General features: G+C 71.5%; 25 protein-coding genes, 1 tRNA gene and 1 pseudogene. 5 read left to right on the plus strand and 22 right to left on the minus strand.

Going from position 1 to position 25,583, the window contains the following annotated elements; genetic code table 11:
• Positions 1–638: 638 nt before the first annotated feature.
• The 12 genes and pseudogenes from tilS to ICW72_RS05055 all read right to left on the minus strand — a co-directional run.
• Positions 639–1,181 (minus strand): annotated as a pseudogene (gene tilS / locus ICW72_RS21275) (tRNA lysidine(34) synthetase TilS); the annotation flags it as partial.
• A 44-nt stretch (positions 1,182–1,225) separates the two neighbouring features.
• Positions 1,226–2,065 carry a tol-pal system YbgF family protein gene (locus tag ICW72_RS05005; protein WP_191085216.1) on the minus strand — a complete coding sequence of 280 codons (840 nt, stop codon included), beginning with the start codon at positions 2,063–2,065 and terminating at the stop codon, positions 1,226–1,228.
• A 2-nt stretch (positions 2,066–2,067) separates the two neighbouring features.
• Positions 2,068–2,550, minus strand: coding sequence for a peptidoglycan-associated lipoprotein Pal (pal, locus tag ICW72_RS05010; RefSeq protein ID WP_223880834.1), 483 nt, complete (start codon positions 2,548–2,550; stop codon positions 2,068–2,070).
• Between the two features lie 167 nt (positions 2,551–2,717).
• Positions 2,718–4,085 (minus strand): Tol-Pal system beta propeller repeat protein TolB, encoded by a 1,368-nt coding sequence (gene tolB, locus ICW72_RS05015; protein ID WP_223880835.1) that lies wholly within the window; start codon positions 4,083–4,085, stop codon positions 2,718–2,720.
• A 112-nt stretch (positions 4,086–4,197) separates the two neighbouring features.
• The gene (locus ICW72_RS05020; RefSeq protein ID WP_191085218.1) at positions 4,198–5,361 is read right to left on the minus strand and encodes a hypothetical protein; all 1,164 of its coding nucleotides are present in this window, start codon (positions 5,359–5,361) and stop codon (positions 4,198–4,200) included.
• A gap of 2 nt (positions 5,362–5,363) precedes the next feature.
• Complete coding sequence (tolR, locus tag ICW72_RS05025; protein WP_191085219.1) at positions 5,364–5,825, minus strand: protein TolR; 462 nt, start codon at positions 5,823–5,825, stop codon at positions 5,364–5,366.
• Between the two features lie 4 nt (positions 5,826–5,829).
• The gene (tolQ, locus tag ICW72_RS05030; protein ID WP_184383655.1) at positions 5,830–6,522 is read right to left on the minus strand and encodes a protein TolQ; all 693 of its coding nucleotides are present in this window, start codon (positions 6,520–6,522) and stop codon (positions 5,830–5,832) included.
• Between the two features lie 38 nt (positions 6,523–6,560).
• Positions 6,561–7,001: a tol-pal system-associated acyl-CoA thioesterase gene (gene ybgC, locus ICW72_RS05035; RefSeq protein ID WP_191085220.1), complete on the minus strand. Its 441-nt coding sequence runs from the start codon at positions 6,999–7,001 to the stop codon at positions 6,561–6,563.
• Entirely contained in the window at positions 6,994–8,019 is a 1,026-nt protein-coding gene (ruvB, locus tag ICW72_RS05040) for a Holliday junction branch migration DNA helicase RuvB (RefSeq protein WP_191085221.1), read from the minus strand. Before ruvB ends, ybgC begins: the two co-directional genes overlap by 8 nt.
• A complete protein-coding gene (gene ruvA, locus ICW72_RS05045; RefSeq protein ID WP_191085222.1) occupies positions 8,016–8,636 on the minus strand; it encodes a Holliday junction branch migration protein RuvA in 621 nt (206 codons plus the stop codon). The genes ruvB and ruvA overlap by 4 nt, the downstream gene beginning before the upstream one ends.
• A complete protein-coding gene (ruvC, locus tag ICW72_RS05050; protein WP_191086129.1) occupies positions 8,633–9,145 on the minus strand; it encodes a crossover junction endodeoxyribonuclease RuvC in 513 nt (170 codons plus the stop codon). The genes ruvA and ruvC overlap by 4 nt, the downstream gene beginning before the upstream one ends.
• Positions 9,146–9,148: 3 nt before the next feature.
• Positions 9,149–9,895 (minus strand): YebC/PmpR family DNA-binding transcriptional regulator, encoded by a 747-nt coding sequence (locus tag ICW72_RS05055; protein ID WP_191086130.1) that lies wholly within the window; start codon positions 9,893–9,895, stop codon positions 9,149–9,151.
• 69 nt (positions 9,896–9,964) lie between these two features.
• Between ICW72_RS05055 and ICW72_RS05060 the strand changes: the two genes are divergently transcribed.
• Positions 9,965–10,591: an MSMEG_1061 family FMN-dependent PPOX-type flavoprotein gene (locus tag ICW72_RS05060; protein ID WP_191085223.1), complete on the plus strand. Its 627-nt coding sequence runs from the start codon at positions 9,965–9,967 to the stop codon at positions 10,589–10,591.
• Position 10,592: 1 nt separating this feature from the next.
• On the opposite strand, the gene ICW72_RS05065 is transcribed toward ICW72_RS05060, so the two are convergent.
• From ICW72_RS05065 to ICW72_RS05090, 6 genes are all read right to left on the minus strand, one after another.
• Complete coding sequence (locus ICW72_RS05065) at positions 10,593–11,783, minus strand: MFS transporter (protein WP_191085224.1); 1,191 nt, start codon at positions 11,781–11,783, stop codon at positions 10,593–10,595.
• Positions 11,780–12,472 (minus strand): ArsR/SmtB family transcription factor, encoded by a 693-nt coding sequence (locus ICW72_RS05070; RefSeq protein WP_191085225.1) that lies wholly within the window; start codon positions 12,470–12,472, stop codon positions 11,780–11,782. Before ICW72_RS05070 ends, ICW72_RS05065 begins: the two co-directional genes overlap by 4 nt.
• 52 nt (positions 12,473–12,524) lie before the next feature.
• Entirely contained in the window at positions 12,525–13,043 is a 519-nt protein-coding gene (locus tag ICW72_RS05075; RefSeq protein ID WP_191085226.1) for a GNAT family N-acetyltransferase, read from the minus strand.
• Positions 13,044–13,204: 161 nt separating this feature from the next.
• Positions 13,205–14,884: an energy-dependent translational throttle protein EttA gene (ettA, locus tag ICW72_RS05080; RefSeq protein ID WP_191085227.1), complete on the minus strand. Its 1,680-nt coding sequence runs from the start codon at positions 14,882–14,884 to the stop codon at positions 13,205–13,207.
• A 38-nt stretch (positions 14,885–14,922) separates the two neighbouring features.
• Positions 14,923–15,447 (minus strand): nucleoside deaminase, encoded by a 525-nt coding sequence (locus ICW72_RS05085; protein WP_223880836.1) that lies wholly within the window; start codon positions 15,445–15,447, stop codon positions 14,923–14,925.
• A 28-nt stretch (positions 15,448–15,475) separates the two neighbouring features.
• Positions 15,476–16,333 (minus strand): NmrA family NAD(P)-binding protein, encoded by an 858-nt coding sequence (locus ICW72_RS05090; protein WP_191085229.1) that lies wholly within the window; start codon positions 16,331–16,333, stop codon positions 15,476–15,478.
• Positions 16,334–16,411: 78 nt separating this feature from the next.
• Between ICW72_RS05090 and ICW72_RS05095 the strand changes: the two genes are divergently transcribed.
• Positions 16,412–17,341 (plus strand): LysR family transcriptional regulator, encoded by a 930-nt coding sequence (locus ICW72_RS05095; protein WP_191085230.1) that lies wholly within the window; start codon positions 16,412–16,414, stop codon positions 17,339–17,341.
• 13 nt (positions 17,342–17,354) lie between these two features.
• On the opposite strand, the gene ICW72_RS05100 is transcribed toward ICW72_RS05095, so the two are convergent.
• Positions 17,355–17,428, minus strand: a tRNA-Ile gene (locus tag ICW72_RS05100).
• Positions 17,429–17,476: 48 nt separating this feature from the next.
• A complete protein-coding gene (gene ppa, locus ICW72_RS05105; protein ID WP_191085231.1) occupies positions 17,477–18,043 on the minus strand; it encodes an inorganic diphosphatase in 567 nt (188 codons plus the stop codon).
• A 218-nt stretch (positions 18,044–18,261) separates the two neighbouring features.
• Here ppa and ICW72_RS05110 point away from each other — a divergent pair, with 218 nt between their 5' ends.
• From ICW72_RS05110 to ICW72_RS05120, 3 genes are all read left to right on the plus strand, one after another.
• A complete protein-coding gene (locus tag ICW72_RS05110) occupies positions 18,262–20,379 on the plus strand; it encodes a sodium-translocating pyrophosphatase (RefSeq protein WP_191085232.1) in 2,118 nt (705 codons plus the stop codon).
• 173 nt (positions 20,380–20,552) lie between these two features.
• Entirely contained in the window at positions 20,553–22,583 is a 2,031-nt protein-coding gene (locus ICW72_RS05115) for a protein-disulfide reductase DsbD family protein (protein ID WP_223880837.1), read from the plus strand.
• 173 nt (positions 22,584–22,756) lie between these two features.
• Positions 22,757–23,053 (plus strand): hypothetical protein, encoded by a 297-nt coding sequence (locus tag ICW72_RS05120; protein WP_191085234.1) that lies wholly within the window; start codon positions 22,757–22,759, stop codon positions 23,051–23,053.
• Here ICW72_RS05120 and ICW72_RS05125 read toward each other — a convergent pair whose 3' ends face one another.
• Both ICW72_RS05125 and rpoD read right to left on the minus strand, forming a co-directional pair.
• A complete protein-coding gene (locus ICW72_RS05125; protein ID WP_191085235.1) occupies positions 23,054–23,623 on the minus strand; it encodes a GNAT family N-acetyltransferase in 570 nt (189 codons plus the stop codon). It lies immediately after the preceding gene.
• A gap of 9 nt (positions 23,624–23,632) precedes the next feature.
• Positions 23,633–25,540, minus strand: coding sequence for an RNA polymerase sigma factor RpoD (gene rpoD / locus ICW72_RS05130; protein ID WP_191085236.1), 1,908 nt, complete (start codon positions 25,538–25,540; stop codon positions 23,633–23,635).
• Positions 25,541–25,583 lie beyond the last annotated feature (43 nt).

Consider the following 25,583-nt stretch of genomic DNA (forward strand, 5'->3'; position numbering starts at 1 on the left):
CCTGGTTCGGAAATGGCCGCCGGGAAAAACTCAACCCGCAAGCGGCCCGCCGAGGGGCGTGAAGCGCGCGGCGGACAAGCCCGCGCGCAACGTCTCACGGTAGGGGAGATGGGCGGCCTTGGCCAGCATTGCATCCCCCCGCGCAGGACGGGAAGTGCCGCGAGGGCGAGGCTCGGCAAATGGCGGTGGCGGGCGCGCAGCCGTGCCGCCACGGCCGGGCCCAGGGCGGCCACCTGCGCATCTTCCAGGAAGGGGTCGCGGGGGAGGCGGAACCTCCCATCCCACAACGCGCCGGGCCGGGCCGGGATGGTGTGGGCGGTGGCCTCACGCGCCAGCCAGCCACCCCGCCAGACGCACCCGCCCAGGCTGCCCTGGCCCGCCACCAGCAGCCGCGCCACGGCGTCGGGGGAAGGCGCGTGCGGCCGCCCACCCACCATCCGCACCAGGGCGGCCAGCAGGGCGCGGGCCGTGGCATCCCGGCCCAGGGCCGCGCGGTCGAGGAAGGCACAGCCCTCGGGCAGCAGGCGCAGGCAGGTCGCGGCGCGCGCCCGCACCGCCGCCTCCTCGCGCGCGCGCCGGGCGGAAAAGGCGGGGGCGGCAGCCAACAGGGCCTCCAGCGCGCCCACCTGCCGCAGCCGGGCACGGGCGAAGCGGGGGTCGGCATTGGAAGGATCGGTCACCGGACGCAGCCCCGCCGCCGCGCAGGTGGCGGCCAGCCGCGCTGGCGGCACGTCCAGCAAGGGCCGCAGCAGCAGGGCCTCGGCCGCCACGGAGAGCGGCGCCATGCCCGCGAGCCCACGCGCGCCACTCCCACGAAGGGCACGGAAGGCGATGGTCTCGGCCTGGTCGCGCGCGTGGTGGCCCAGCAGCAGATGGACGGCGCCGGCCGCGTGGCAGGCCTCCAGCAGCGCCGCCCGCCGCGCGGCCCGGGCGCGTTCCTGCAAGCCCGCGCCGCCCGGCAAGGACAGCGCCAGCACCCGCGCCGCGATGCCGTGTTCCGCCAGCTGCGCCGCGACGCCGGCCGCCTCGGCGGCGCTTTCCGGTCGCAGCCCATGGTCCACGATGAAGGCCACCGCCTTCCCGCCAGCCCAGCGATGGGCGAGCCAGGTCAGCGCCAGCGAATCCGGCCCGCCCGAGCAGGCGATGGCGATGGGAAAGACGAAGGGGCCGAGCGGCGCCATCCGCGCGGCGAATTCCGCCGCGCCGATGGGCTCGGCCGGGGCCGTCAGCGGCAGCCGGCCCGCTGGCGCGCGGCCGCCGCCTGTTCGGAGAGCGGCGGGCGCAGGTTCGGGAACTGGCTGCGCAAGTCGTTCAGCGTGTCGCAGGCCTCGCGCCGGCTGTTCAGCGCGGTGAAGGAATTGGCGAGGCCGAGCAGCGCCTCGGGGGCGCGGGGGCCGGTGCGGGCGCGCACATAGGCCTCATTGTAGGCGATGGCCGCATTGGCGTGGTCACGCCGGCCGGACAACGCCTCGGCCAGCAGCAGCTGCGCCGCCACCTGCTGCGGCGCGGCGCGGCTCGCGATCACCTCGCGCGCGGCGGCCTCGGCGGTGGCGAAGTCACGACGCGCGAGCGCCGTCTGGCCTTCCTGCAACGCGCGCTCCGGCGTGCGGGGCGGACGGGCGGCCGGCTCGGCCGCGGCGGGTGCCGGCGCGGAGGGACGGGCGGGTGCGGCCGCCGGCGGGGCCGCGGCGGGCGCGCCCTGCTGGCTGAAGCGGAACTCCATGTCGCCCTGGAGCTTCTCCAGGTCCTCGCGCAGGCGGGTGTTCTGGTTTTCCAGCACATCGGTGCGGCCGCGCAGGCGGCGCACCTCCTCCTCCAGCACGTTCACCCGGTCGAGCAGCCGGGCCACGAGATCATTGGCGGAGCCCGTCATGGGCGGGGCCATGGAGGGCCCGGCCATCGGCGGGGCCGCCCCACGGCCACGCAGGGCCTGCTCCATCTCCTGCCGCAACTGCAGGATCTGGTTTTGCAGCGCGATCCCCTCGCGGCTTTCCATTTGCGCGGCCGCCGGCCCGGCCAGGAGGGTCAACCCCAGGATGAAGGTGGCGGCCACGCGCATGGTCATGCTCAGCGCACCACGGTCACGGCGCGGCGGTTCTGCGCCCAGGCGTCCTCATTGGAGCCCAGCGCCTCCGGACGGTCCTTGCCGTAGCTGATGGTCTGGATGCGCGCGGGGGCGACGCCGCCGGCCACCAGCACGTCACGGGCGGAATTGGCGCGGCGCTGGCCGAGCGCCAGGTTGTACTCGCGCGTGCCGCGCTCGTCCGCATGACCTTCCACGGTCACCTGCACGGCGGCGTTCTGCTGCATCCAGGCCGCCTGGCGGTCCAGCACGGTGCGCTGGTCGGCGCGGATGGTGCTGCGGTCGGTGTCGAAGAACACGCGATCGCCCACATTGGCGACGAGATCCTCCTGGCTGCCCGGGCGGATCTGGCCGGCGCCGCCGGCACCCGCACCGGCCGTCACGGCGGCCTGTTCGGTGTTCGAACAGGCCACCAGAAGGCCGGTGGCGGCCATCAGGGAGAGAAGGGTCTTGGCGGTGGACATCATGAACTCCTGTCTAGCAGCGCGGGGCTGCGCCACGCACCCCCGGACCATCCCGGGGGCGGCGGCAGAAATGCGCGGCAACCTCTAATCAATCGTGGCCAGTGGTGCGCGGGCGTGGCGCAAACATGGCGGGAAGACGGCAGCGTGCCGCGATTGTGTAACCATTGGTGTCAGCTCAGCAGCGGCGACCAGGAGGGATCGGTCGCGTCATTGGGCGTCACCACCTGGCGCTCGTTGAAGCCGGCGATGTCAATGGAGGAGATGCGCGCCGAGAAGCCCGCGCCGCGCGCGTCACGCGCCGGCGTCTCGCGGTAGAACATCAGCACGCGGCCATTGGGGGCGAAGGTGGGGCTTTCCATGGCCCAGCCCTCGCTCAGGATGCGCTCGCCCGAACCGTCGGGCCGCATCACGCCGATGGCGAACTGCCCGCGCCCGATGCGCGTGAAGGCGATCAGGTCCCCGCGGGGCGACCACACGGGCGTGGCATAGCGGCCATTGCCGAAGCTGATGCGCCGCACGCCGCCGCCATTGGCGTCCATGACGTAGAGCTGCTGGTCCCCGCCGCGATCCGAGTTGAACACGATCTGCTGCCCGTCGGGCGAGAAGCAGGGCGACACGTCCAGCCCCGCGGCGTTGGTCAGCTGCCGCTCCCGCCGCGAGGCCAGATCCACCACGAAGATGGAGGCATCGCCGCCCCGGATCGCGGACAGGATCACCGACCGCCCATCGGGCGAGAAGCGCGGGCTCAGCGTCATGCCGCCGAAATTGCCCAGCACCTCCTGCCGCCCGGTCTGGAGGTTGAACAGGTACACCCGCGGCTCATTCCGCAGATAGGACATGAAGGCGATCTGCGTCGCGTTCGGGTGGAAGCGCGGCGTCAGGGCCTGGAACTGGCCATCCGTCAGGAAGCGGTGGTTCTCGCCATCCTGGTCCATGATGGCGAGGCGCCGGGTGCGACGGTCGCGCGGCCCGCTTTCGCTCACATAGGCGACGCGGGTGTTGAAATACCCGTCCTCGCCCAGGAGCCGCTTGTAGATATCATCCGAGATGATGTGCGCGATCTGCCGCCAGTTGGAGGCGGTGGCGTTGTAGGCAGTGCCCAGCGCCTGCTGCTCGGGCAGGATGTCCCACAGGCGGAACTCCACCCGCAGACGGTCACCCGACAGCTCCACCCGGCCCGTGGTCAGCGCCACGGCGCCCAGCACGCGCCAGTCCTGGAAACGCGGCGCCTGGGCGGCGGCCTCGGGCGTCTGGATGAAGGCCGCGCGCTCGATCGGCCGGAACAGGCCGGAGCTGCGCAGATTGTTCACGATGACGCGGGCGATGTTCTGCCCCATGCGCTGCGCGTCCGGCCCCGCGCCCGCCATGTCCGGCACGGCGATGGGAATGGGCTCGGTGCGGGCGCGCGTGATGTCGATCACGGTGCCGCCCGTCCCCTGCGCCGCGGCGGGCAGCGGCGTGGACCAGATGCCTGGGGCCACCAGCGTGGCGGCCGCGCTGGCGAAGAGGGCACGGCGATGGATGGCGGGTGTCTTCACCGGGACGGAACTCCAACCGCATTGATACTCCGCCCGCACTTCGGCCGGTCCAGGGCATGGGTCAAGGGGCGCGACTGTAACGCTTTCACGCAGACCCGGTTGCGGGCGCGCGTCAGCGCATGCCCACATCGCGCGGGTTGAAGCGGAACACGGCGTCGCGCAGCGCGGCCAGGCGGTCGGGCGGCAGGGGCATGGGGTTGCAGCGCGGGTCCAGCAGGGCGCGGCGGGCGGCCTCGAACACCATGCGGGCGCGCGGGTCGCTGGGCACCGCGCCATTGGGCGTCACCACGCGCACGATGCCCTGGGCGTCCACCTGCACGCGCAGCTCCACGATGATGTCGCGAAGATTGGGCGCGCCGGCATCCACCACCCAGCATTCGGCGATGCGGTCGGCGATGCCCGTGCGCTCACCGGCCGTGAGCGGCGCGGAGCCGGTGGGCGCGCCGCCACCCCGCTGCGGGGCGCCCTGGGGCGGGCTCGGCCGGGCGCGGGGCGGTTCCTGCTGCTGCTGTTGCTGGCGCAGCCGTTCGAGGGTGTTCAGCACGCTCTGGCTGCGCTCCTCCGGCCGCGCCACGGGCGGCGTGCGGCCGGTGCCCGGCGTCTGCGCGGGCTGGGGCGGCGGCGGAGTCGGCGGCGGCGGCGTGGGCAGGGGCGGCGCGGGGGTGGGGCGCGCGGCGGCGGGCGGCGGCGGCGGGGTGGCCGGGCGCGGCGGGGTCGGCGCGGGGGTGGGCGGCGTGGGTTCCGGGCGCGGCGGCGTGGGCGCGGGCGGGGCCGGCGCGGGCGGCGGCGGCATGGGCAGCGCCTCCGCCACCTGCGCCGGAGCAGGCGCGGGCGTCGGCGGCGTGGGAGTCGCGGGCGTGGGCGGCGTCGCGGCCGGGGCGGGCGGCGTGGGCGTGGGCGGCGGCGGGGCCGGCAGCGCCACGGTCGGCGCGGGGGGCGTGGGCGCGGGCGGCGCGGCCGAAGCGGCAGGCGCGGGCGGCGGCGGAGGGGGTGGCGGCGGCGGGCTCGGTGTGGCTTGCGTCACCTCGGGCGCGGGCGGCTCCGGCGTGGGGGGCTGCGGGACGTTCTGCGGGGGCGCCGGGCTGGGCGCGGGCTCATCGCCCTGCGCCACCTGGGCGGGGGCGATGAGTTCCACCGCGATCGCCGTCTCACGCGGCTCCTCGAGCCGGCGCGAATCGAACTGGACCAAGGCGAGGCCGAGCAGCGCCAGGTGCAGGGCGAGCGACGCCCCCACCCACAGGCGAAACCGCCCCTCCTCCGTGGTCCCGAACGGCATGATCAGCGGCGCGGCGCCGGCGCGGCCTGCTGCTGCTCGGCCAGCAGCGCCACGCGGCTGAACCCGCCCGCGCTGATCGTGCCCATCACCTCCATGACGCGGCCATAGGAGATGGCACGGTCACCGCGGACGAAGATGCGCGGCTCCGGCGTGCCCTCCGGCCGCGCCTGGGCGATGGCCTGCAGCCGGGCCACGAGGCCATCCAGCGGCACCTCGGTTTCCTGGAGATAGATGGCGCCCTCGCTGTTGACCGAGATGGTCAGCGGTTCCTGCTCCTGGTTCAGCGGCTGGGCGGCGGTGCGGGGCAGGTCCACGGGCACGCCCGTGGTCATCATGGGCGCCGCCACCATGAAGATGATCAGCAGCACCAGCATCACGTCCACGAAGGGCGTCACGTTGATGTCCGACATGGGGCGGTAGCGGGAGCGGCCACCGCCGCCGCGCTTCATCAGGGGGCCTGCCATGGCGTTATTCCGCCGCGGCCCGGGGCGCCTGGGCGGCGGCCTCGGTCTGGCGGGCGAGGATGGCGCCGAATTCGGCCGCGAAACCCTCCAGCCGCCCGGCGAACTTGGCCGATTCGGAGGAGAGGCTGTTGTACAGGATCACGGCCGGGATGGCGGCGACGAGGCCGATGGCGGTGGCCAGCAGCGCCTCCGCGATGCCCGGCGCCACCACGGCCAGGTTCGTGCTCTGCATGCCCGCGATGGCGGTGAAGCTGTTCATGATGCCCCAGACCGTGCCGAAGAGGCCGACGAAGGGCGCGGCCGAGCCGGTGGAGGCCAGGAAGGTCATCCGCTTCTCGATGCGTTCCATCTCACGCTGGATGGTGACGGACATGGCGCGCTCGACGCGTTCCTTGGTGCCGACCACCAGGAAGGGGCTGGTGCCCGCCTCGGTGCTGCGCCGCCATTCGCCCATGCCGGCCGAGAACACCGCCGCCAGCGGGTGCGTCGGCGCCTCGCCATGGCGCTTGTAGAGCTCATCCACGCTGCCGCCCTTCCAGAACTCGTCCTCGAAGGTGTCGGCGTCGCGCTTGGCGCGGCGGAGCTGGCCGTATTTGTCGAAGGCGATGGCCCAGACGATGATGGAGGCCAGCAGCAGCCCGATCATGACCGTCTTCACGACCCAGTCGGCCATCATGAAGAGGCCGAGCACCGACATGTCGTGCGTGGCGCCGAGCGCTGCGGTGGTCACGTTGTTCACGGCGCGAGGCCTCCTTCGGCGGGACAGTCGGATATGCGGGCGCGGAGCGCGCCCAGCCAGGGTTCGGGCAACCGGCGCGCGGACAAGGTGGCCTGGTCCACGCAGGCCAGCTTCACCTCGATGCGCACCAGCCTCTCCTCCCCCCGCCAGGCCTGCTGGTCGAGCAGGAGCGAGGCGGCCGCGCGGCGGATCCGGGTGATGATCACCAGCGAATCGTCGAGCCGCGCGGGCCGCTCATACTCCAGCGCGGCCCGTTTCACCACCAGGAAGCAGCCATGTTCTTCCTGCATCCGCGAATGCGGCAGGCCCATGTCACGCAGGGCCTCGGTCCGCGCCCGTTCGGCGAACCGGAGGTAGGCGGCGTGATAGACGATGCCGCCCGCATCCGTGTCCTCGTAATAGACGCGGAGCGGGTGGCGATGGGCGAAGTCACTCATCGAGCAGGTCCGGCTGGATGGTGGTGCCGGCGGGCGGCGTCAGGCCCAGATGCCGCCAGCCAGGCTCGCCCAGCATGCGGCCGCGAGGGGTGCGCAGGACGAACCCTTCCTGGATCAGGAAGGGTTCGATGACATCCTCCAGCGTGTCGCGGCTTTCGGACAGCGCGGCGGCCAGGGTCTCGACGCCCACGGGGCCGCCATTGTGGTGCTCCGCGATGCGGCGGAGGTAGCGGCGGTCCATGGCGTCGAGGCCCTTGGCGTCCACCTCCAGCCGATCGAGCGCCATGTCCACCAGCGCGCGGTCGGCCACGCGGCCGCCCACCGCCGCGAAGTCCCGCACGCGCCGCAGCAGCCTTCCCGCGATGCGCGGGGTGCCGCGGGAGCGGGTCGAGATTTCGCGCGCGCCCTCCTCGCTGAGCGCGAAGCCCAGCTTCACGGCGCCGCGTTGCAGGATGCCGAAGAGTTCCTCCGGCGCGTAGAGGTTCAGCCGCAGCGGAATGCCAAACCGGTCGCGCAGCGGGGTGGAGAGCAGGCCCGAGCGCGTGGTGGCCCCCACCAGGGTGAAGGGCGGCAGATCAATGCGCACGGTGCGCGCGGCCGGCCCCTCGCCGATGATGAGGTCGAGCTGGAAATCCTCCATGGCCGGGTAGAGGGTTTCCTCGATCACGGGCTGCAGCCGATGGATCTCGTCCACGAAGAGCACGTCGCGCGGCTGAAGATTGGTCAGGATGGCGGCGAGATCGCCCGCGCGCTGCAGCACGGGGCCGGAGGTGGCGCGGAACCCCACCCCCATCTCCCGCGCCACGATCTGCGCCAGCGTGGTCTTGCCCAGGCCGGGCGGGCCGTGCAGCAGCACATGGTCCAGCGCCTCACCCCGCGCCGAGGCAGCCTGGATATAGACCGAGAGGTTCTCGCGCAGCCGCTGCTGGCCGGTGAATTCGGAGAGGCGCTGCGGGCGCAGCGAGGCCTCGCCCGCATCCTCGTCCTGGCGGGTGCCGGAGGTGAGGCGCTCACTCATCGCGCGCTCTCCCTGAGCGCCAGTGTGATCAGCGCGTTCAGCTCAACCCCCTCCCCCAGCAGCGCCTTGGCTCGCGCCACGGCCCGCTCCGCCTCCGGCCGCTTGAGGCCGAGGTTGGACAGCGCGCTGACCGCATCGGCCTCCACGCCCTGCGCCGGCAGGGGCGCGGCCAGCGCGGCCTCGCCCCCTTCCTCCGGCGTCGCGCGGCCCACCGCCCATTTCTGCATGGCGGGCTCGTCAATGATGCGGTTGGCGGTGGTCGGCCCAACCCCCTTGGCGGCCGAGAGCGCCTTGCGGTCCTTGGCCGCGATCACCCGCGCCAATTGCTCGGGCGAAAGGGTGGACAGCACCGCCAGCGCCGTCTTGGCGGCCACGTTCTTCACCTCGTTCAGCGCGCGGAAGGCCTCGCGCTCGGCCGCGTCCAGGAAGCCGTAGAGGGTGAGGCCCGTCTCGGCGGCGAAGCGCGCCTCCACCAGCAGGCGCTGCGTGCCCTCGCGCGCCGTCAGCCTATCCAGCGTCTTGCGCGAACAGGCGACGAGGTAGCCCACGCCCTGCACGTCCAGCACGCAATGCCCCTCCCCCGCCGACTGCACGCTCCCGGTCAGCGAGGCGATCATGGCAGGGCCGCCAGCCGGGCCATCGCGGCCCGCGTGCCGCGGTGATGCGCGTGGCAGATGGCGATGGCCAGCGCATCGGCCGCATCCGCACGCTTCAGCACCGCCCCCGGCAGCAGGCGCTTCACCATGTCCTGCACCTGGATCTTGTCGGCATGGCCGGTGCCGACGACCGCACGCTTCACCTCCATGGCCTGGTATTCGGCCACCGGCAGGCCGGCCAGCGCGGGCGCCAGCAACACCACGCCCCGCGCCTGGCCGAGCTTCAGCGCCGCGGCGGGGTTCTTGTTCACATAGGTGTGTTCCACCGCGGCCTCATCCGGCGTCCATTCGCCAATCAGCGCCGCCAGCGCCCGGTGCAACACCACCAGCCGCGCGGAGAGTTCCTCCCCGGCGCTGGTGCTGATGGCGCCGGCCGCGATGAAGCGCAGATGCGAACCGGCACTCTCCACCACGCCCCAGCCCGTATGGGTGAGGCCAGGGTCGAGCCCCAGGATGCGAACCCCCGCCAGCGGTCAGCCTTCGGAGAGCTTGGCCATCACGGCGTCGCTCACCTCGAAATTGGCATAGACGTTCTGCACGTCGTCATGGTCGTCCAGCGCCTCGATCAGCTTGAAGACGGCGGCGGCCCCTTCTTCGTCCAGCGGGACGGTCAGGTTGGGGCGCCAGTCGAGCCGGGCGGATTGCGCCTCGCCGAAGCGGGCCTCCAGCGCGTCGCGCACCGTGTTGAGGTCTTCGGGGGCGGAAAGGATTTCATGCGCCTCCTCTCCGCTGATCACATCCTGCGCGCCGGCTTCGATGGCAGCCTCCAGCACCGTGTCGGCATCGGCCACGGAGGCCGGGTAGCGCACCACCCCCAGCCGGTCGAACTGGAAGGCCACCGTCTCGCCCAGCGCGCCGCCATGCTTGCTGAACATGGAGCGCACGTCGCTCGCCGTGCGGTTGCGGTTGTCGGTCAGGCCCTCGACGATCAGCGCCACGCCGGCCGGGCCGCGGCCCTCGTAGCGGACCTCGGTGTAGTCCTCGCCCTGGCCCGCGCCGCTGGCCTTCTTGATGGCCCGCTCCACCGCATCCTTGGTCATGTTCGCCTGGCGGGCGGCGATGAGGGCGGCGCGCAGGCGCGGGTTGAAGGCGGGGTCGGGCTGGCCCATCCGGGCCGCGACCGTGATCTCGCGCCCCAGCTTGGAGAAGATGCGGGCGCGCTTCGCGTCCTGCGCCCCCTTGCGGTGCATGATGTTCTTGAATTGCGAATGGCCGGCCATGGCAAACTTCAGATATTGGTGGAAGAGATTGATATAGCGGCCCGCGCCCCATTGCGCCACCATGCGCCCATGGACGCCCACATCCCCGACCCGCACCGCATCTCCACCCTGGCCGAGCTGGAGGCGCTCTACGGCCCCGTTTCCGAGATCGCGCAGAACAAGGTGACGGACCGGGTGGACGCCAAGACCGCCGCCTTCATCGCCGCCAGCCCCTTCGTGCTGCTGGGCACCAACGGGGCGCGCGGCCTGCACATCACGCCCCGCGGCGACGCGCCCGGCTTCGTGACGGTGGCGGACCCGCACACCCTCATCCTGCCCGACCGGCGCGGCAACAACCGCATTGATGCCCTGCGCGACCTGATGGAGGACAACCGCGTCTCCCTGCTCTTCCTCGTGCCCGGGGTGGCGGAGACGCTGCGCGTCCATGGCACCGCCCACATCACCACCGACCCCGCGCTGCGCGCCGCCCATATGGCCCAGGGGAAGGAGCCGGCAACGCTGCTGGTGATCGCGGTGCAGGACCTCTTCATGCAATGCGCCAAGGCGCTGATGCGCTCGAAGCTGTGGGATGGGCGCAAGCGGCCGGAGGGCGTGCCGACCATGGGGCAGTTGCTCGCCAGCCAGATGGCCGGCCGCGTGGCGGCGGATGAGGTGGACGCCAGCTATCCGGAGCGGATCAAGGCCACCATGTATTGAGCTATCCCCGCGGCAGGAAGCGATACCCCGCCATGCCCGCCGCCAGCGCCGCCCCCAAAAGCAAAAAACCCGCCCGATAGCCGGCCGGCGTCAGGCCGAACCCGTCCAGCGCCACCCCCACCAGCACCGGCAGCAGCGCCGAGCCCAGCACCTGCGCCAGGTTGACCGTGGTGACGCCCCGCCCCACCCGATGCTCCGGAAACAGCCCCCTGCCCTGCGTCACCAGCAGGATGGGATAGGCCGAGAAGAAGCACACCCCCACCAGCAACCCCGCCGCCGGCCAGAGCGCCAGGCCGGGCCAGGCCAAGGCCAGCAGCGCCACCAGCGCGACCCCCGCCATGGCGAGCACCGTGCGCTCCCGCCCCAGCCGGCGCTCGATCAGGGGCAGGGCCAATTGCCCGGCCGGCACGGCCAGCCCCATGGCCAGCAGCACCGCCCCGCGCGCGGCGGGGTCGAGGCCATGCACATCGTTCAGATAGGGCCCGGCCCAGAGGGCCAGCAGCGTCGCCATCACGCCATAGCCCACCATGTGCAGCGCCAGGATGCGCGGCAGGCCAGGCGTGGCCCAGACCTGGAACTGCCCGGCCAGCACTTCGGCCAGCGTCTCGCGCGGGGCCAGGCGGGGGGCCGTACCGGGCGGGTCATCGGCCGCGAAGCGCCACCACAGCAGGCCCAGCATCAGGGTCAGCCCCGCCGACGCCCCATAGGCCCCGCGCCAGCCGATCACACCCGAGACCACCGCCAGCGGCGCCCCTGCGGCCAGGATGCCCAACTGGCTCCAGGCGAAGATGCGCGCCACCGCCCCCGTCATGGCCGGCCCCCGGTGCCAGCGCCCGGCCAGCACCACCACCGACATGAAGCTGGCCGCGCAGCCCAGCCCCAGCAGGAAGCGCGCGGCGAGGAATTGCCCGCCATCCTGCGCCAGCGCCTGCAACAGCGCGGCCGGCACGGCCAGGGCGGTGAGCGCCAGCACGAGGCGCCGCGGCCCCATCCGGTCGAGCGCCACGCCCACCGGAATCTGCGCCAGCAGCAGCGCCCCGAAGAAGGCGGTGTTGGCGGCCCCCAGCGCACCGGGCCCCATGCCGAGATCGGCCGCCAGCTCCGGCGCCACCACCCCCACCGCCGCGCGATGGAACTGGGACACCACCGTCATGCCCGCGAGCGCCACGCCCAGCCGCGCCGAAGGACTCACGCCGCCAGCCCGAACTCGGCGGCGAGCGCCCGCCGCCCCTCGGGCGTGCATTCCAGGCGGCGGCGGCGCAGGGCCTCGTCGGCGCGGGGCTCGATGCGGTTCAGCCAGCGGCGGCGCAGCAGCAGGGAGGTGACCTCGCGCCCCAGCCCGCCCGAGAGGTGTGGCCGGCGTTCGGACCAGTCCATGCAGTCACAGGCGAAGCGGGGGGCGGCGCGGGCGGCGGCGAGGTCCACGCCGAGTTCCGTGAAGCGCGCCTCGCCCCGCGCCGTGGTGGCCCAGCCGCCGGGGGCGGGTTCCAGCCAGCCATCTTCCGTCAGGCGGGCGTAGAGGGCCACGCCAAGCCGCCCCGCCAGGTGGTGCCAGCACAGGCGCCCCGTGCGGAAGGCCTCGCCATGCGGCCAGGGGGGCCGCACCGAAACGGCGGGGCGCGCGAGGCAGAGCAGGGTTTCCAGCGCCGCCGCCACCTCTTCCCCACCCAGCGCGAAATAGCGGTGGCGGCCCTGGGCATGGACGCGCAGCAGCCCCGCCTCGACCAGCGCCTTGAGGTGCGAGGAGGCCGCCGGCGCGCCGATGCCGGCCACGCGGGCGAGTTCGCCGGCCGTCAGCGCCTCGCCCGGGAGCAGGGCCTGGAGCATGGCGGCGCGGGAGGGGTCGCCGATCAGGGCGGCGATGGCGGCGAGGCTGGACATGTGCGGAGGATAGGATGCGCCCCGCGCATCGGTTTCGGCCAGCCCCGAAGGGTCAGGCCAGGCTCTCGTAGACCAGCATGTTGTGGCCGCGATGCGGGAATTCGGCGCAGAGCGTCATCCCGCAATCGGTGAGCACCGCGCGCGAGGCGAGGTTGGTCTCCCGCGCCACGCCGATGATGCGGGGCAGGCCCGCCGCATGCCCGAAATCCAGCGCCGCGCGGGCCGCTTCGCGCGCATAGCCCTTGCCGCGGCAATGCGGCCAGAGGGCGAAGCGCACGGCCACGCCGCGCCCGTCCGGCCGTTCCATCAACCCCGTGATGCCCAGGAATTCGCCCGTGCCGCGCTCGAAGACCGACCAGGTGCCGTAGCCGCGCACCTGCCAGAAATCCATGTCGTCCTCGAGTTCCTCGCGCGTGCGCTCGGGCGAGCGGGTGCCGTGCAGCATGTAGCCGAACACGGCCTCATCCCCCTTGAGGCGAATGAGGTCCGGCAAATGCTCCGGCCCCGGCGGCAGCAGGGACAGGCGCGGCGTCGTGACCGTGCGCGGCGCACGGAAAAGCTGGTGCGTCATGACGTCCCCAGAGGAACAGAAAAGAACAGGCGCGCCCCACCCACGCGCCCGCGTGCCAAGGCGGCGCGGCTTTGCCGCGCCAACTGGTGCGCCTGCGCAGGAAAGGCGCCAAGACCGGGGCCCCCGCAAAGGCGCCGAAGGCGACTTTGTGGGGAGAACGCCTAGCGCTCCAGAGGACGATACTTGATCCGGTGCGGCTGGTCCGCATCCTTGCCCAGGCGCCGCTTCTTGTCCGCCTCATAGGCCTGGAAGTTGCCCTCGAACCATTCGACATGGCTGTCGCCCTCGAAGGCCAGGATATGCGTGGCGAGACGATCGAGGAACCAGCGGTCGTGGCTGATGACGACCACGCAGCCGGCGAACTCCATCAGCGCCTCTTCCAAGGCGCGCAGCGTGTCCACGTCGAGGTCGTTGGTCGGCTCGTCGAGCAGCAGCACGTTGTGCGGCGTGCGCAGCATCTTGGCCAGGTGCACCCGGTTGCGCTCACCGCCCGAGAGCACCCCCACGCGCTTCTGCTGGTCCGCGCCCTTGAAGTTGAAGGCGGCGGTGTAGGCGCGCGACGGGATGGAGCGCTTGCCGATGTTGATCACATCATCGCCGCCCGAGATTTCCTGCCAGACCGACTTCTTGTCATCCAGGCTGTCGCGCGACTGGTCCACATAGCCGAGCTGCACCGTCTCGCCGATGCGCAAGGACCCGGCATCGGGCTCCTCATTGCCCGTGATCATGCGGAAGAGCGTGGTCTTGCCCGCGCCGTTCGGCCCGATGACGCCCACGATGCCACCGGGCGGCAGCTTGAAGGAGAGGTCGTCAATCAGCAGGCGGTTGCCATAGGCCTTCCGCAGCCCCTCGGCCTCGATGACGGTGTTGCCCAGGCGCGGCGGCGGCGAGATGAGGATTTCGAGCTCCCCGGGGCCACGCTCCTGGCTCTTTTCCAGCAGTTCCTCGTAGCGCTGGATGCGCGCCTTGCTCTTGGCCTGGCGGGCGGAGGGGCTGCGCCCGATCCACTCCTGCTCCTGCGCGAGCGCCCGGATGCGGGCCTGGTCCTCGCGGTTCTCCTGCTCCAGCCGCTTGCGCTTCTGGTCGAGATAGGCCGAGTAGTTGCCCTGGTAGGGGAAGCCGCGGCCGCGATCCACTTCCAGGATCCAGTTGGTCACATTGTCCAGGAAGTAGCGGTCGTGGGTAACCACCAGCACCGCGCCCGGATATTCCCGCAGCGTGGTCTCCAGCCAGGACACGCTTTCGGCGTCCAGGTGGTTGGTGGGCTCGTCCAGCAGCAGCAGGTCGGGCTTTTCCAGCAGCAGCCGGCACAGCGCCACGCGCCGGCGCTCGCCGCCCGAGAGGTTGGTCACGGCGCTGTCCGCCGGCGGGCAGCGCAGCGCGTCCAGCGCGATGTCCACGCGGCGATCGATGTCCCAGCCATCGGCGGCGTCGATCGCCTCCTGCAGGCGGCCCTGCTCGGCGAGGAGGTCGTTCATCTCGTCCTCCTCCATCGGCTCGGCGAATTTTTCCGAAATCTCGTTGAAGCGCTTGAGCTGGGCTTCAAGCTCGGTGAAGGCGGCGCGGACGTTCTCGCCCACCGTCTTGTCGGGGTCGAGCTGCGGCTCCTGGCTGAGGTAGCCCACGCGCGCGCCCTCGGCCGCCCAGGCCTCGCCGCCGTAATCCGTGTCCTGCCCGGCCATGATGCGCATGAGCGTGGACTTGCCGGCCCCGTTCGGGCCGAGCACGCCGATCTTGGCGTCGGGGAGGAAGGAGAGGGTGATGCCTTTGAACACCTCGCGCCCACCGGGATAGCTCTTGGTGAGGTCCTTCATCACATAGACATACTGGTAGGCGGGCATGGCAATTCCTGTCGGCGCGAAGGGGGGTTGGCGCCGTTCTACAGCCCGGGGGGTGGGGCTTCAATGGCAGCCGGGGGCCGGTCCCAGACGCCGTCATGCAGGGCGGCCGCCTCGGGGTCATCTTCCAGCAGGGGGCCGATCACCTCCACGGGCCGCTGGCCGCTTGCCAGCACCACGCGGCAGGGCAAATCGAGCGTCAGATTGTCGGGGTGCGGGCCGATGATGCGCTTCAGCTTCTCCTCGCTCATCGCATAGACGAGGCGGCCGATGCCGGCCCAGTAGAGGGAACCCGCGCACATGGCGCAGGGCTCGGCGCTCACATACATGGTGGTTCGCGCCAACTCCTCGGCGCTGTAGGCGGCGCAGGCGCGGCGGCTCAGCACCGTCTCGGCATGGCCCGTGCGGCCTTCCGTGTCGAAGGCGTTTTCCTGCTCCATCAGCACGCGGCCCTGTTCGTCCACCAGGGTGGCGCCAAAGGGGTGCTTGCCGTTCGCCCGCGCGCGGCGGGCGACGGTGAAGGCGTGGCGGAGATGGGCGATGTGGTCGGGGTCCGGCATGGCCATCAGGCTGCCATGCCGGCGCGGCGCCCCGCTACACCCAGTCGCGCATGGTCTGGGAGAGGGTGGTGGGGCCGGTGCGCAGCGGCGCGGCACCGCTGAAGCCCAGATGCCCGGAATTGATGCCGTCATAGAGGCCGATCAGCAGCCTCGTGTAGTCGGCGCCCAGCCCGGCGCCACGCAGGATGCCCTCCCAGGCCTCGCGCGGCGGGCGCACCACCTGGACCGGGCGGCCCAGAACCTGGGCCGCGGCGGCGGCGGCATCGGCGTCGGTGGCCTGGATGGCGCTGGTGAACTCCACCACGGGGGGCGTCGTGGCTTCGGTCAGCAGCCGCGCGGCCTCGGCGCCGATGTCGCGCGTGGCCACCATGCCGCGCGGCGGCGCCTCCGCCGGGTGGAAGGAGGGCAGCACCCCCTCATGCCGCGCCGCGTCGAAGACGCCGCGCCAATTTTCCTGGAAATAGGAAGGCCGCAGGAAGGTGACGCTGGGCGCCGCATCGGCCAGCAGCGCCTCGGCCACATGCAGCGCCCGCACGGCGCCGGTGCCCGAGGCCAGGTGCGCGCCCTCCGAGGAGAGGAAGACAAGGCGCCGCAGCCCCGCCGCCCGCGCCGCCGCGCGGATGCTGGTGGCGATCGTGATGTAGTCGCCGATCACATCCTCCGCCTGGATGGGGGCGGCGATCAGCAGATAGGCCCCCGCCACGCCGCGCATGGCCTCGGTCAGCGCCGCGGTGTCGCGCAGATCGGCCGTGGCGAGTTCGACGCCGCGCGCGGCCCAGCCCGCCGCGCGGGAGGGGTCGCGGACCAGGCCGCGCACCTGGTGGCCCGCGTCGAGCAGCGTCCGGGCGGCGGCGGCGCCCGTGTTTCCGGTGAGTCCGGCGATGAGGAACATGGCTTGGGTTCTCCTGTGCTGGTGACAGGAATGCCGGAAGGCTGGACATGTTCCCAATGCATGTTCGTTAATCTGAACATGCACGAAGTGAAACTGCGCGGCGTGGACCTCAACCTGCTGACGGTGCTGGGCGCCCTGCTGCGCCACGCCTCCGTCACCCGCGCGGCGGAGGAACTGGGCATGAGCCAGCCCGCCGTCTCACGCGCGCTGGGCCGGCTGCGCGGCCTGCTGGGCGATGCGCTGCTGGTGCGTGGCCCATCAGGCGCCCTCATCCCCACCCCGCGCGCCCAGGCGCTGGCACCCCGCCTCGCCGCCCTGCTGGCCGAGACGGCGGAGCTGGTCTCGCGCGAGGGCTTCGACCCCGCGCGCCTGCAGACCGTGATGCGCATCGCCGCCACCGACCATGACACGCTGATGCTGCTGCCCCGCCTGGTGCCGCTTCTGGCCGCCGAGGCGCCGGGCCTCGCGCTGCGCGTGCTGCCCATCACGGGCAGCACGGTGGAGGAATTGGCGGCGGGGCGGCTCGACCTGGCCTTTTCGGTGATGGGGGCGCCGCTGCCGGCCAGCCTGCGGCAATTGCCCCTCTACCAGGACCGGCTGGTGACGGTGCTGCGCGCGGGCCACCCCGCCCTGGACGAGTGGTCGCTGGAGGGGTTTTGCGCGCTGGACCACATCCTCGTCTCCATCACCGGGCGCGGGACGGGGGCGGTGGATGACGCGCTGGCCGCGCTGGGCCGGCGGCGGCGGGTGGCGCTCTGGCTGCCGCATTTCCACGCGGCGCTGCGGATGGTGGCGCAGACGGCGATGGCGGTGACCCTGCCGCGCAGCCTGGCCCTGGAACACGGGCCGGCGCTGGGGCTGGAGCTGCGCGAGGCGCCGCTGCCCCTGCCCGGCTTCACCACGACCGCGCTCTGGCCCGAGGTGCTGGGCGGTGCCCCCGCCCATCGCTGGCTGCGCGGGCGGGTGGCGGCGGCGGCGCGTGGCCTGCCGCATGTCGCACCGCCATAGAAGAGAAATGACTTGCGCCCGGCAGGACTTGAACCCGCAACCAAGCCGTTATGAGCGGCCCGCTCTAACCAATTGAGCTACGGGCGCATGGGGGCGCGAAGATGCAGAGAGCCGCGCGCCCCGTCCAGTGGCGCCTCAGGGCGTGGGCTTGCGCCGCTCGTGCATGGGCCAGGAGGCTTCCTTGCCGCGCTCGATGGATTCGAGGATGTAGCGCTTGGCCTCCTCGGCATCGCCCCAGCCCGTGATCTTCACCCACTTGCCGGGCTCCAGATCCTTGTAGTGCTCGAAGAAGTGCCGGATCTGCTCGATCGTGATCTTGGGCAGGTCCGTGTAGTTGAACACGTTCTCGTAGCGCTTGGTCAGCTTGGGCGAGGGCACGGCGATGATCTTCTCGTCCATGCCGCCGTCATCCTCCATCTTCAGCACGCCCACCGGGCGCACATTGATGACGGCGCCGGGCGCGATGGGGCGGGTATTGGCCACCAGCACGTCCAGCGGGTCGCCATCGCCGCACAGGGTGTGGGGCACGAAGCCGTAATTCCCGGGGTAGCGCATGGGGGTGTAGAGGAAGCGGTCCACGAAGAGCGTGCCGGCATCCTTGTCCAGCTCGTACTTCACCGGCTCCCCGCCCACGCCCACCTCGATGATGACGTTCAGGTCCTCGGGCGGGTTCTTGCCGATGGGGATGGCGTCAATACGCATGGACTCTGGGCTCCGGTTTGGGAAGGCCCGGCTTTCCACCACAAAATCCGTGCCGGCGCGAGGGGGGATGCGCGAGGCCTGCCGCCATCCCCCGGGAAAATACCGCAAAACCCGCCCGGGAGGGCTTGCAGGGCCGTGGACGCTGGCCGTGCGATAGTTCTAGGCTTTCAAAACGATCGCCGATTACCGCGACGCAACAATAAACATGGGAGAGCAAAGTGATCACAGCGACGTTGCTGCTGGTCCTCCTGCTGGGCGCAACTTCCATCGCCTATGGCTGGATCACGACCAAGGAAATCATGGCGAAACCGGCGGGCGATGCCCGCATGCAGGAAATCGCCCGCGCCATCCAGGAAGGCGCCTCCGCCTATCTTCGCCGGCAATACATCACCATCGGGGGCGTGGGCGTGGTGCTCATGGCCCTGGTGTGGGTGCTGCTGGGCGGGCCGGTGGCCATCGGCTTCCTGATCGGCGCGCTGCTGTCGGGGGCCGCGGGCTTCATCGGGATGAACGTCTCGGTGCGCGCCAATGTCCGCACGGCGGAAGCGAGCCGGCTGGGCCTGGCGGCGGGGCTCGACCTCGCCTTCAAGTCGGGCGCCATCACCGGCATGCTGGTGGCGGGCCTCGCCCTGATGGGGGTCGCGGGCTATTTCTTCATCCTGGTCGTCATCGGCGGGCACGCCATCAATTCCCGCCTCGTGATCGACAGCCTGGTGGCGCTGGGCTTCGGCGCCAGCCTCATCTCCATCTTCGCGCGGCTGGGCGGCGGCATCTTCACCAAGGGCGCCGATGTGGGCGGCGACATGGTGGGCAAGGTCGAGGCCGGCATCCCCGAGGACGACCCCCGCAACCCCGCCACCATCGCCGACAACGTCGGTGACAATGTGGGCGACTGCGCGGGCATGGCCGCCGACCTCTTCGAGACCTATGCCGTGACCGCCGTCGCCACCATGGTGCTGGCCGCCATCAGCTTCACCGATGCGGGCCGCGCCTCGGGCATGCTGTTCCCGCTGGCCATCGGCGCGGTCTGCGTCATCACCTCCATCGTCGGCACCTATTATGTGAAGCTGCCGGCCAACAACTCCATCATGGGGGCCATGTATCGCGGCCTGATGGTGACGGGGGCGCTGTCGCTGGTCGCGATCCTGCCGCTCGCCTTCATCTTCTTCGGCTTCTCGGGGGTGGAGGCCGGGGGCCGCACCGTCGGCGCCTTCGGGCTTTGGCTCTGCGCGGCCGTGGGGCTGGCGGTCACCGCCGCCATCGTCTGGGTGACGGAATACTACACGGGCACGGGCTTCCGCCCGGTGCGCTCCATCGCCGAGGCCTCGCAGACCGGCCATGGCACCAACGTGATCCGGGGCCTCGCGGTCTCCATGGAGAGCACGGCGCTGCCCGCGCTCATCATCATCGCGGGCGTCATTTCCACCCACGCGCTGGCGGGCCTCTATGGGATTGCCATCGCCACCACCACCATGCTGGCGCTGGCCGGCATGATCGTGGCGCTCGATGCCTTCGGCCCCGTCACCGACAATGCCGGCGGCATCGCGGAAATGGCGGGCCTGCCGGCCGAGACGCGCGTCACCACCGACGCGCTGGACGCGGTCGGCAACACCACCAAGGCCGTGACGAAGGGCTATGCCATCGGCTCGGCGGGCCTCGGTGCCCTGGTGCTGTTCGCGGCCTACACGCAGGACCTGAACTACTTCATCGCCCGGCCCGAGGCCTACCCGTACTTCGCGGGCCTGGGGGCGATCGATTTCAGCCTGGCCAACCCCTATGTCGTGGTGGGCCTGCTGTTCGGCGGCCTGCTGCCCTACCTCTTCGGCGGCATGTCCATGACGGCGGTGGGCCGCGCGGCGCAATCCGTGGTCGAGGAAGTCCGCCGCCAGTTCCGCGAGAAGCCCGGCATCATGGCCGGCACCGAGAAGCCCGATTACGGCCGGGCGGTGGACATGCTGACCAAATCCGCCATCCGGGAAATGATCCTGCCCTCGCTGCTGCCGGTGCTCAGCCCCGTGGTGTGTTACTTCGTGGTGCTGATGATCGCGGGGAAGGCCGCGGCCTTCTCGGCGCTGGGGGCGATGCTGCTGGGCGTCATCGTGACGGGCCTCTTCGTCGCCATCTCGATGACGACGGGCGGCGGCGCCTGGGACAATGCCAAGAAGTACATCGAGGAGGGCCATTACGGCGGCAAGGGCAGCGATGCCCACAAGGCCGCCGTGACGGGCGACACGGTGGGCGACCCCTACAAGGACACCTCCGGGCCGGCCGTGAACCCGATGATCAAGATCACCAACATCGTGGCGCTGCTGCTGCTGGCGATTTTGGCGGCGTAGCCGCCTCCCCAAGAAATCGCGAAGTGCGATTTCTTGGGGGCCCCGGTTGGGTGCCCATCCTGCGCGTTGGGCACCGCCTCCCGTGGCGAAGCCACGGGAGGGCTCCAGGGGGCCACCCTTCCATGCGTGGTTTGCCCTTGTGCCGGCTGGGGTTTGGGGCCTTTTATCCCCGCATGGCCCGCCTGCTTTTCGTTCTGCTGCTGACGTTTTTCGCCCTGCCGGCGCGGGCCGCCGATTCCGCGCCCGTGGTGTCGCCGCGCGCCACCGTCACCCTCCACGCCGACCGCGCGGCCATCGCCCCGGGCGAGGAGTTCCGCGCCCTGCTTCGCATCCGCCTCGCCCCCGGCTGGCACACCTATTGGTCCAATGCGGGCGATGCCGGCGCGCCGCCCGAACTCGACCTGGCGCTGCCCGAGGGCTGGCAATCCACGCCGCTGCAATTCCCCGCCCCCAGCCGCATCCCCTTCGGCCCGCTGATGAATTTCGGCTATCTGAACGAGGCCGCCTTCCCCTTCACCCTCACCGCACCCACTACGCTGCGCCCAGGCGAGACCGTCACCCTGGACGCCACCGGGACCTGGCTGGCCTGCGCCGACATCTGCATCCCGGAGGAAGGCGCCTTCCGCCTCACCCTGCCCGTGGAAGCGAGCCCCCGCCCGGCCAACCTGCCCCTCTTCCTCGCGGCCGAGGCCGCCCTGCCCCGCCCCGCCCCCTTCACCGCCCGCTTCGCCCGCGAGGGCGCCCGCGCCGCCCTGACGGTGGAGGGCGAAGGCCTGAACCCCGCCAGCCTGCGCGAGGCCGCCTTCTTCCCCTTCGCCCAGAACCTGATCGAGAACGCCCCCGCCCAGCCACTGACGGTGCGCGAGGGCGCGCTGACCCTGGCGCTGCCCCCCGCCGAAGCCCCCTGGCCCACGCGCGTCGAGGGCGTGCTGACGCTCACCGACGCGGCCGGCGTCCGCGGCGCCTACCTCATCTCGGCCGAACCGGGCGGCACCCTCCCCGCCACCGGCCTGCCGCTCTGGCAGGTGCTGGGCCTCGCTTTGCTGGGCGGGCTGATCCTGAACCTGATGCCCTGCGTCTTCCCCGTGCTGGCCATGAAGGCCATGGCGCTGGCGAAGCTGGGTGGTGCCGCCCGCTCCGCCGTGCGGGCCGAGGCCGCGGGCTACACCGCCGGCGTGCTGGTGACCTTCCTCGCCATCGGCGGGCTGATGCTGGGGCTGCGCGCGGCGGGGCTCGCCGCCGGCTGGGGGTTCCAATTCACCTGGGCGCCCTTCGTGGCCGGCATGGCCTGGCTGATGCTGGCGGTGGGGCTGAACCTCTCGGGCGTCTTCGCGGTGCGGGGGCCGGTGCTGTCGGGCCATGCGGGCGGCAGCTTCGGCACGGGCGTGCTGGCCGTGCTGGTGGCCACCCCCTGCACGGCGCCCTTCATGGCGACGGCCATCGGCGCCTCGCTCACATTGCCCCCGGCCGCGACGCTGGGCGTCTTCGCGGCGCTGGGCCTGGGCCTTGCCCTGCCCTATGCGCTGCTGGGCGTCTTCCCCGCCCTGGCCCGCGCCCTGCCACGCCCGGGCGCCTGGATGGAGCGGTTGCGGCAATTCCTGGCCTTCCCCATGTATGGCGCGGCCGCCTGGCTGGTTTGGGTGCTGGCCCAGCAGGCGGGGCCCGATGGCGTGCTGATGGTGCTGGCCGGCGGCGTGCTGGTGGCGCTGGCCGCCTGGGCCTTCGGGCTGGCGCAGCAGGCCGGCCGGGCGCCGCGCCGCGTGGGGCAGGCCACCGCCGCGCTGGCCCTGGTGGCGGCCCTCGCCCTGCTGCCCTTGCTGGGCAATGCCACCGCCTCCACCCCCGCCCCCGCCACGACCGGCGCGGCCGAGCCCTGGTCCGCCGCCCGCCTCGCGGAACTGCGCGCCGAGGGCCGCCCGGTCTTCGTGAACCTCACCGCCGCCTGGTGCATCTCCTGCAAGGTGAATGAGCGCATTGCGCTCCACACCGACGCCACCCAGGCCCGCATGCGCGCGGGCGACGTCGCGCAATTGACGGGCGACTGGACGCGCGGCGACGCCGCCATCACCGCCCTGCTGCGGGAGCATGGGCGGGATGGCGTGCCGCTCTATCTGCTCTACCCGCCGGGCGGCGGCGCGCCGGTGGTGCTGCCGCAGATCCTCACCGAGGGGATGATGCTGCGCGCGCTCGACGCCGCGCTGTAGCGCCCCCTTGAAGCCCGGGCGCGGCGGGGCCATTCCTGCTGTCGTGGTTCGGGCCCCTCTGGCGCCGATGTCTCCTGTGTGGGGGCCGGCGCGATGTCGAACCCTCCGTCACGGAATGAGGGAACCGCCATGGCATCGCACATCACCACCCCGCGCCGGCGCGAGGCCGCGCCGTGCTGAACGACATCCTGGCCTTCCTGCTCAGCACCTTCCTCATCGCGCCGCTGCAATCGGAACTCGCCGCGCGCCTCGAAAACGCGCCGCGCCAGGTGGTGACCGACGTCACGGCCTGCGTCACACAGGCCACACCTGCCCTGCTGGCACGCGCCACGCAGGACCCCTGGTGGGCCATCAGCACCGGCATCGGCATCTGGATCGGCCGCCTGCCGGCCGAATCCACCCTGCGTGATGCGGCGCCAGGCTGCGGCCCGGCGCTGAACGCGGCCCGGCCCTTCCTGAACCGGACCTGATCAGCCCCGCACTCGCTCCGGAATGGGCAGGCCCAAGCGGTCGGGGATGGGCCATTCCTCGCGCAGCGTCCGCAGCACCCGGAATCCCGCCTTCACATAGTTGGGCAGGGCGCGCGGATGGTCCGCCGTGCAGGTGTTGACCGTGAGCGCGCTGCACCCCTCGGCCCAGGCGGTGCGGATGGCATGGTGCAGGAAGGCGATGCCCACCCCGCGCCCGATCGCCGCCGGCATCAGCCCGAAATAGGCCAGGTTGATGTGCGGCCAGTTGCGCCGGTCCAGCTCGTAGAAGCCCAACTCCTCGCCTCGGTCATGCAGCAGGTGGATGCTGATGGCGCGGTCGGCCAGCACCGCGTCCAACTCGGCATCGGAGAGGGTGCGGCGCAGCCACCACAGATAGTCATGGCCCACGCCGTCATAGAGGCGGCGATATTGCGCCACCTCGCAGCGCGGCCGCAGCCACTCGACGGCCAGCGGGGCCGGCAAGGCGGGGCCGGGCTCCACGGGGGCCCGATCCATCCGCAGGAAGGTGACATCCACCGTGACCTGGGTGGATGGCTCCTTGGTCCACATCGCCGGCCGTCAGGTTTCGAGGAAGCTGCGCAGCTTGCGCGAACGGCTGGGGTGCTTGAGCTTGCGCAGCGCCTTGGCCTCGATCTGCCGGATGCGCTCGCGCGTCACGTTGAACTGCTGGCCGACCTCTTCCAGCGTGTGGTCGGTGTTCATGCCGATGCCGAAGCGCATCCGCAGCACGCGTTCCTCGCGCGGGGTCAGCGAACCCAGCACCCGCGTCGTGGCCTCGCGCAAATTGGACTGGATGGCGGCGTCCAGCGGGATGATGGCGTTCTTGTCCTCGATGAAGTCGCCGAGGTGGCTGTCCTCCTCGTCGCCGATGGGCGTTTCGAGGCTGATCGGCTCCTTCGCGATCTTCAGCACCTTCCGCACCTTCTCGAGCGGCATGCCGAGCTTCTCGGCCAGCTCCTCCGGCTGCGGCTCGCGGCCGATCTCGTGCAGCATCTGGCGCGAGGTGCGCACCAGCTTGTTGATCGTCTCGATCATATGGACCGGGATGCGGATGGTCCGCGCCTGGTCCGCGATGCTGCGCGTGATGGCCTGGCGGATCCACCAGGTCGCGTAGGTGCTGAACTTGTAGCCGCGGCGATACTCGAACTTGTCCACCGCCTTCATCAGGCCGATGTTGCCCTCCTGGATCAAATCCAGGAACTGCAGCCCGCGGTTGGTGTATTTCTTGGCGATGGAAATCACGAGGCGCAAATTGGCCTCGATCATCTCCTTCTTCGCCTGGTTCATGTCGCGCTCGCCGCGGCTGACCGTGGCGTAAACGCGGCGGAACTCGCTCACCGGCAGGCCCGTGGCGCCGGCGACAGCGGAAATCTCGACGCGGATGCGCTCCAGGTCGTCACGCGACTTGGACGAGAAGTTCTGCCACGCCTTGCCCTTCATCTGGGCCGCGCGGTCCATGAAGGCCTGGTCCAGCTCCGACCCCTTCCACAGCGGCAGGAAGTCCTCGCGCCGCACCTTGTGGCTTTCCGCGAGGCGCAGCACCTGCCCGTCCAGCGCGTTCAGCTTGCGGTTCAGCTGCTTGAGCTGGTCCACCAGCTCCTCGATGCGGTTGTTGTGGAGGTGCACCTTCTCCACCAGCGCCACCAGCTCCTGGCGCTGCTTCTCATAGTTCTTCTCGCTGCGGCCCGCGAAGTCGCCGCCGGAGGTATAGGCGTCCATACGCTTGGACGAAATCTTGTTCAGCTTGGAATAGATGCTCTCGATGGCCTCGAAATTGGCCAGCACCTCGGGCTTCAGCTTCTCCTCAAGGGCCGAGAGCGACAGGCCCGCACCCTCGCCTTCCTCGCCCTCCTCGAATTCCTCGGGCTCGGCGGGCGCGCCGTCGGGGTTGTCGGCGTTGTTGGTGGCCTCGAGGTCAATCACGTCGCGCAGCAGCATGCGGCCTTCGCGCACCGCGTCATGCCAGGCGACGATGGCCTTGAAGGTCAGCGGGCTTTCGCACAGCCCGCCGATCATCATGTCGCGGCCGGCCTCGATCCGCTTGGCGATGGCGATCTCGCCCTCGCGCGAGAGCAGCTCCACGCTGCCCATCTCGCGCAGATACATGCGGACGGGGTCGTCGGTGCGGCCGAGGCTTTCCTCGTCCACATTGCCGCCGCTCTCCTCCTCATCCTCCTCGCCCTCGGCCTTGGCGGGCTTGGGCGTGCCGTCCTCCTCGGTCTCCTCGGCCTCGACCACGTTGATGCCGGCCTCGGAGAGGGAGGATAGGGTGTCCTCCATGAATTCGGGCGAGACCTGGCCCTCGGGCATGGCGGAGTTCACCTCGTCGAAGGTGACGTAGCCACGCTCCTTGCCGCGGGCGATGAGCTTCTTCACGGCCGCCGAGGTGATGTCGAGCAACGCGCCCTCCACCGCTTCCTCGCGCGCCTCGGCCGTCTCGCCCGCCGCTGCCGTTTTGCTCGCCATGCCTCACTCCATGCTTGCGGGGAGAAAAACCCCCCTACCCTAT

It is taken from the genome of Roseococcus microcysteis (assembly GCF_014764365.1).
Taxonomy (GTDB): domain Bacteria; phylum Pseudomonadota; class Alphaproteobacteria; order Acetobacterales; family Acetobacteraceae; genus Roseococcus; species Roseococcus microcysteis.

What these genes read in the sequence shown, in the direction of transcription:
- ICW72_RS05060 (WP_191085223.1), top strand. Translation starts at nt 9,965, where the DNA reads ATGGACGCCCACATCCCCGACCCGCACCGCATCTCCACCCTGGCCGAG.
- ruvA (WP_191085222.1), bottom strand. Translation starts at nt 8,636, where the DNA reads ATGATCGCCTCGCTGACCGGGAGCGTGCAGTCGGCGGGGGAGGGGCAT.
- ICW72_RS05085 (WP_223880836.1), bottom strand. Translation starts at nt 15,447, where the DNA reads ATGGCCATGCCGGACCCCGACCACATCGCCCATCTCCGCCACGCCTTC.
- ICW72_RS05055 (WP_191086130.1), bottom strand. Translation starts at nt 9,895, where the DNA reads ATGGCCGGCCATTCGCAATTCAAGAACATCATGCACCGCAAGGGGGCG.
- ICW72_RS05095 (WP_191085230.1), top strand. Translation starts at nt 16,412, where the DNA reads ATGCACGAAGTGAAACTGCGCGGCGTGGACCTCAACCTGCTGACGGTG.
- ybgC (WP_191085220.1), bottom strand. Translation starts at nt 7,001, where the DNA reads ATGAGTGACTTCGCCCATCGCCACCCGCTCCGCGTCTATTACGAGGAC.
- ICW72_RS05020 (WP_191085218.1), bottom strand. Translation starts at nt 5,361, where the DNA reads ATGCCGTTCGGGACCACGGAGGAGGGGCGGTTTCGCCTGTGGGTGGGG.
- tolR (WP_191085219.1), bottom strand. Translation starts at nt 5,825, where the DNA reads ATGGCAGGCCCCCTGATGAAGCGCGGCGGCGGTGGCCGCTCCCGCTAC.
- ICW72_RS05075 (WP_191085226.1), bottom strand. Translation starts at nt 13,043, where the DNA reads ATGACGCACCAGCTTTTCCGTGCGCCGCGCACGGTCACGACGCCGCGC.
- ICW72_RS05005 (WP_191085216.1), bottom strand. Translation starts at nt 2,065, where the DNA reads ATGACCATGCGCGTGGCCGCCACCTTCATCCTGGGGTTGACCCTCCTG.
- ppa (WP_191085231.1), bottom strand. Translation starts at nt 18,043, where the DNA reads ATGCGTATTGACGCCATCCCCATCGGCAAGAACCCGCCCGAGGACCTG.
- ICW72_RS05125 (WP_191085235.1), bottom strand. Translation starts at nt 23,623, where the DNA reads ATGTGGACCAAGGAGCCATCCACCCAGGTCACGGTGGATGTCACCTTC.
- ettA (WP_191085227.1), bottom strand. Translation starts at nt 14,884, where the DNA reads ATGCCCGCCTACCAGTATGTCTATGTGATGAAGGACCTCACCAAGAGC.
- pal (WP_223880834.1), bottom strand. Translation starts at nt 2,550, where the DNA reads ATGATGTCCACCGCCAAGACCCTTCTCTCCCTGATGGCCGCCACCGGC.
- tolQ (WP_184383655.1), bottom strand. Translation starts at nt 6,522, where the DNA reads ATGTCGGTGCTCGGCCTCTTCATGATGGCCGACTGGGTCGTGAAGACG.
- ICW72_RS05090 (WP_191085229.1), bottom strand. Translation starts at nt 16,333, where the DNA reads ATGTTCCTCATCGCCGGACTCACCGGAAACACGGGCGCCGCCGCCGCC.
- ruvB (WP_191085221.1), bottom strand. Translation starts at nt 8,019, where the DNA reads ATGAGTGAGCGCCTCACCTCCGGCACCCGCCAGGACGAGGATGCGGGC.
- ICW72_RS05070 (WP_191085225.1), bottom strand. Translation starts at nt 12,472, where the DNA reads ATGTCCAGCCTCGCCGCCATCGCCGCCCTGATCGGCGACCCCTCCCGC.
- rpoD (WP_191085236.1), bottom strand. Translation starts at nt 25,540, where the DNA reads ATGGCGAGCAAAACGGCAGCGGCGGGCGAGACGGCCGAGGCGCGCGAG.
- ICW72_RS05115 (WP_223880837.1), top strand. Translation starts at nt 20,553, where the DNA reads ATGGCCCGCCTGCTTTTCGTTCTGCTGCTGACGTTTTTCGCCCTGCCG.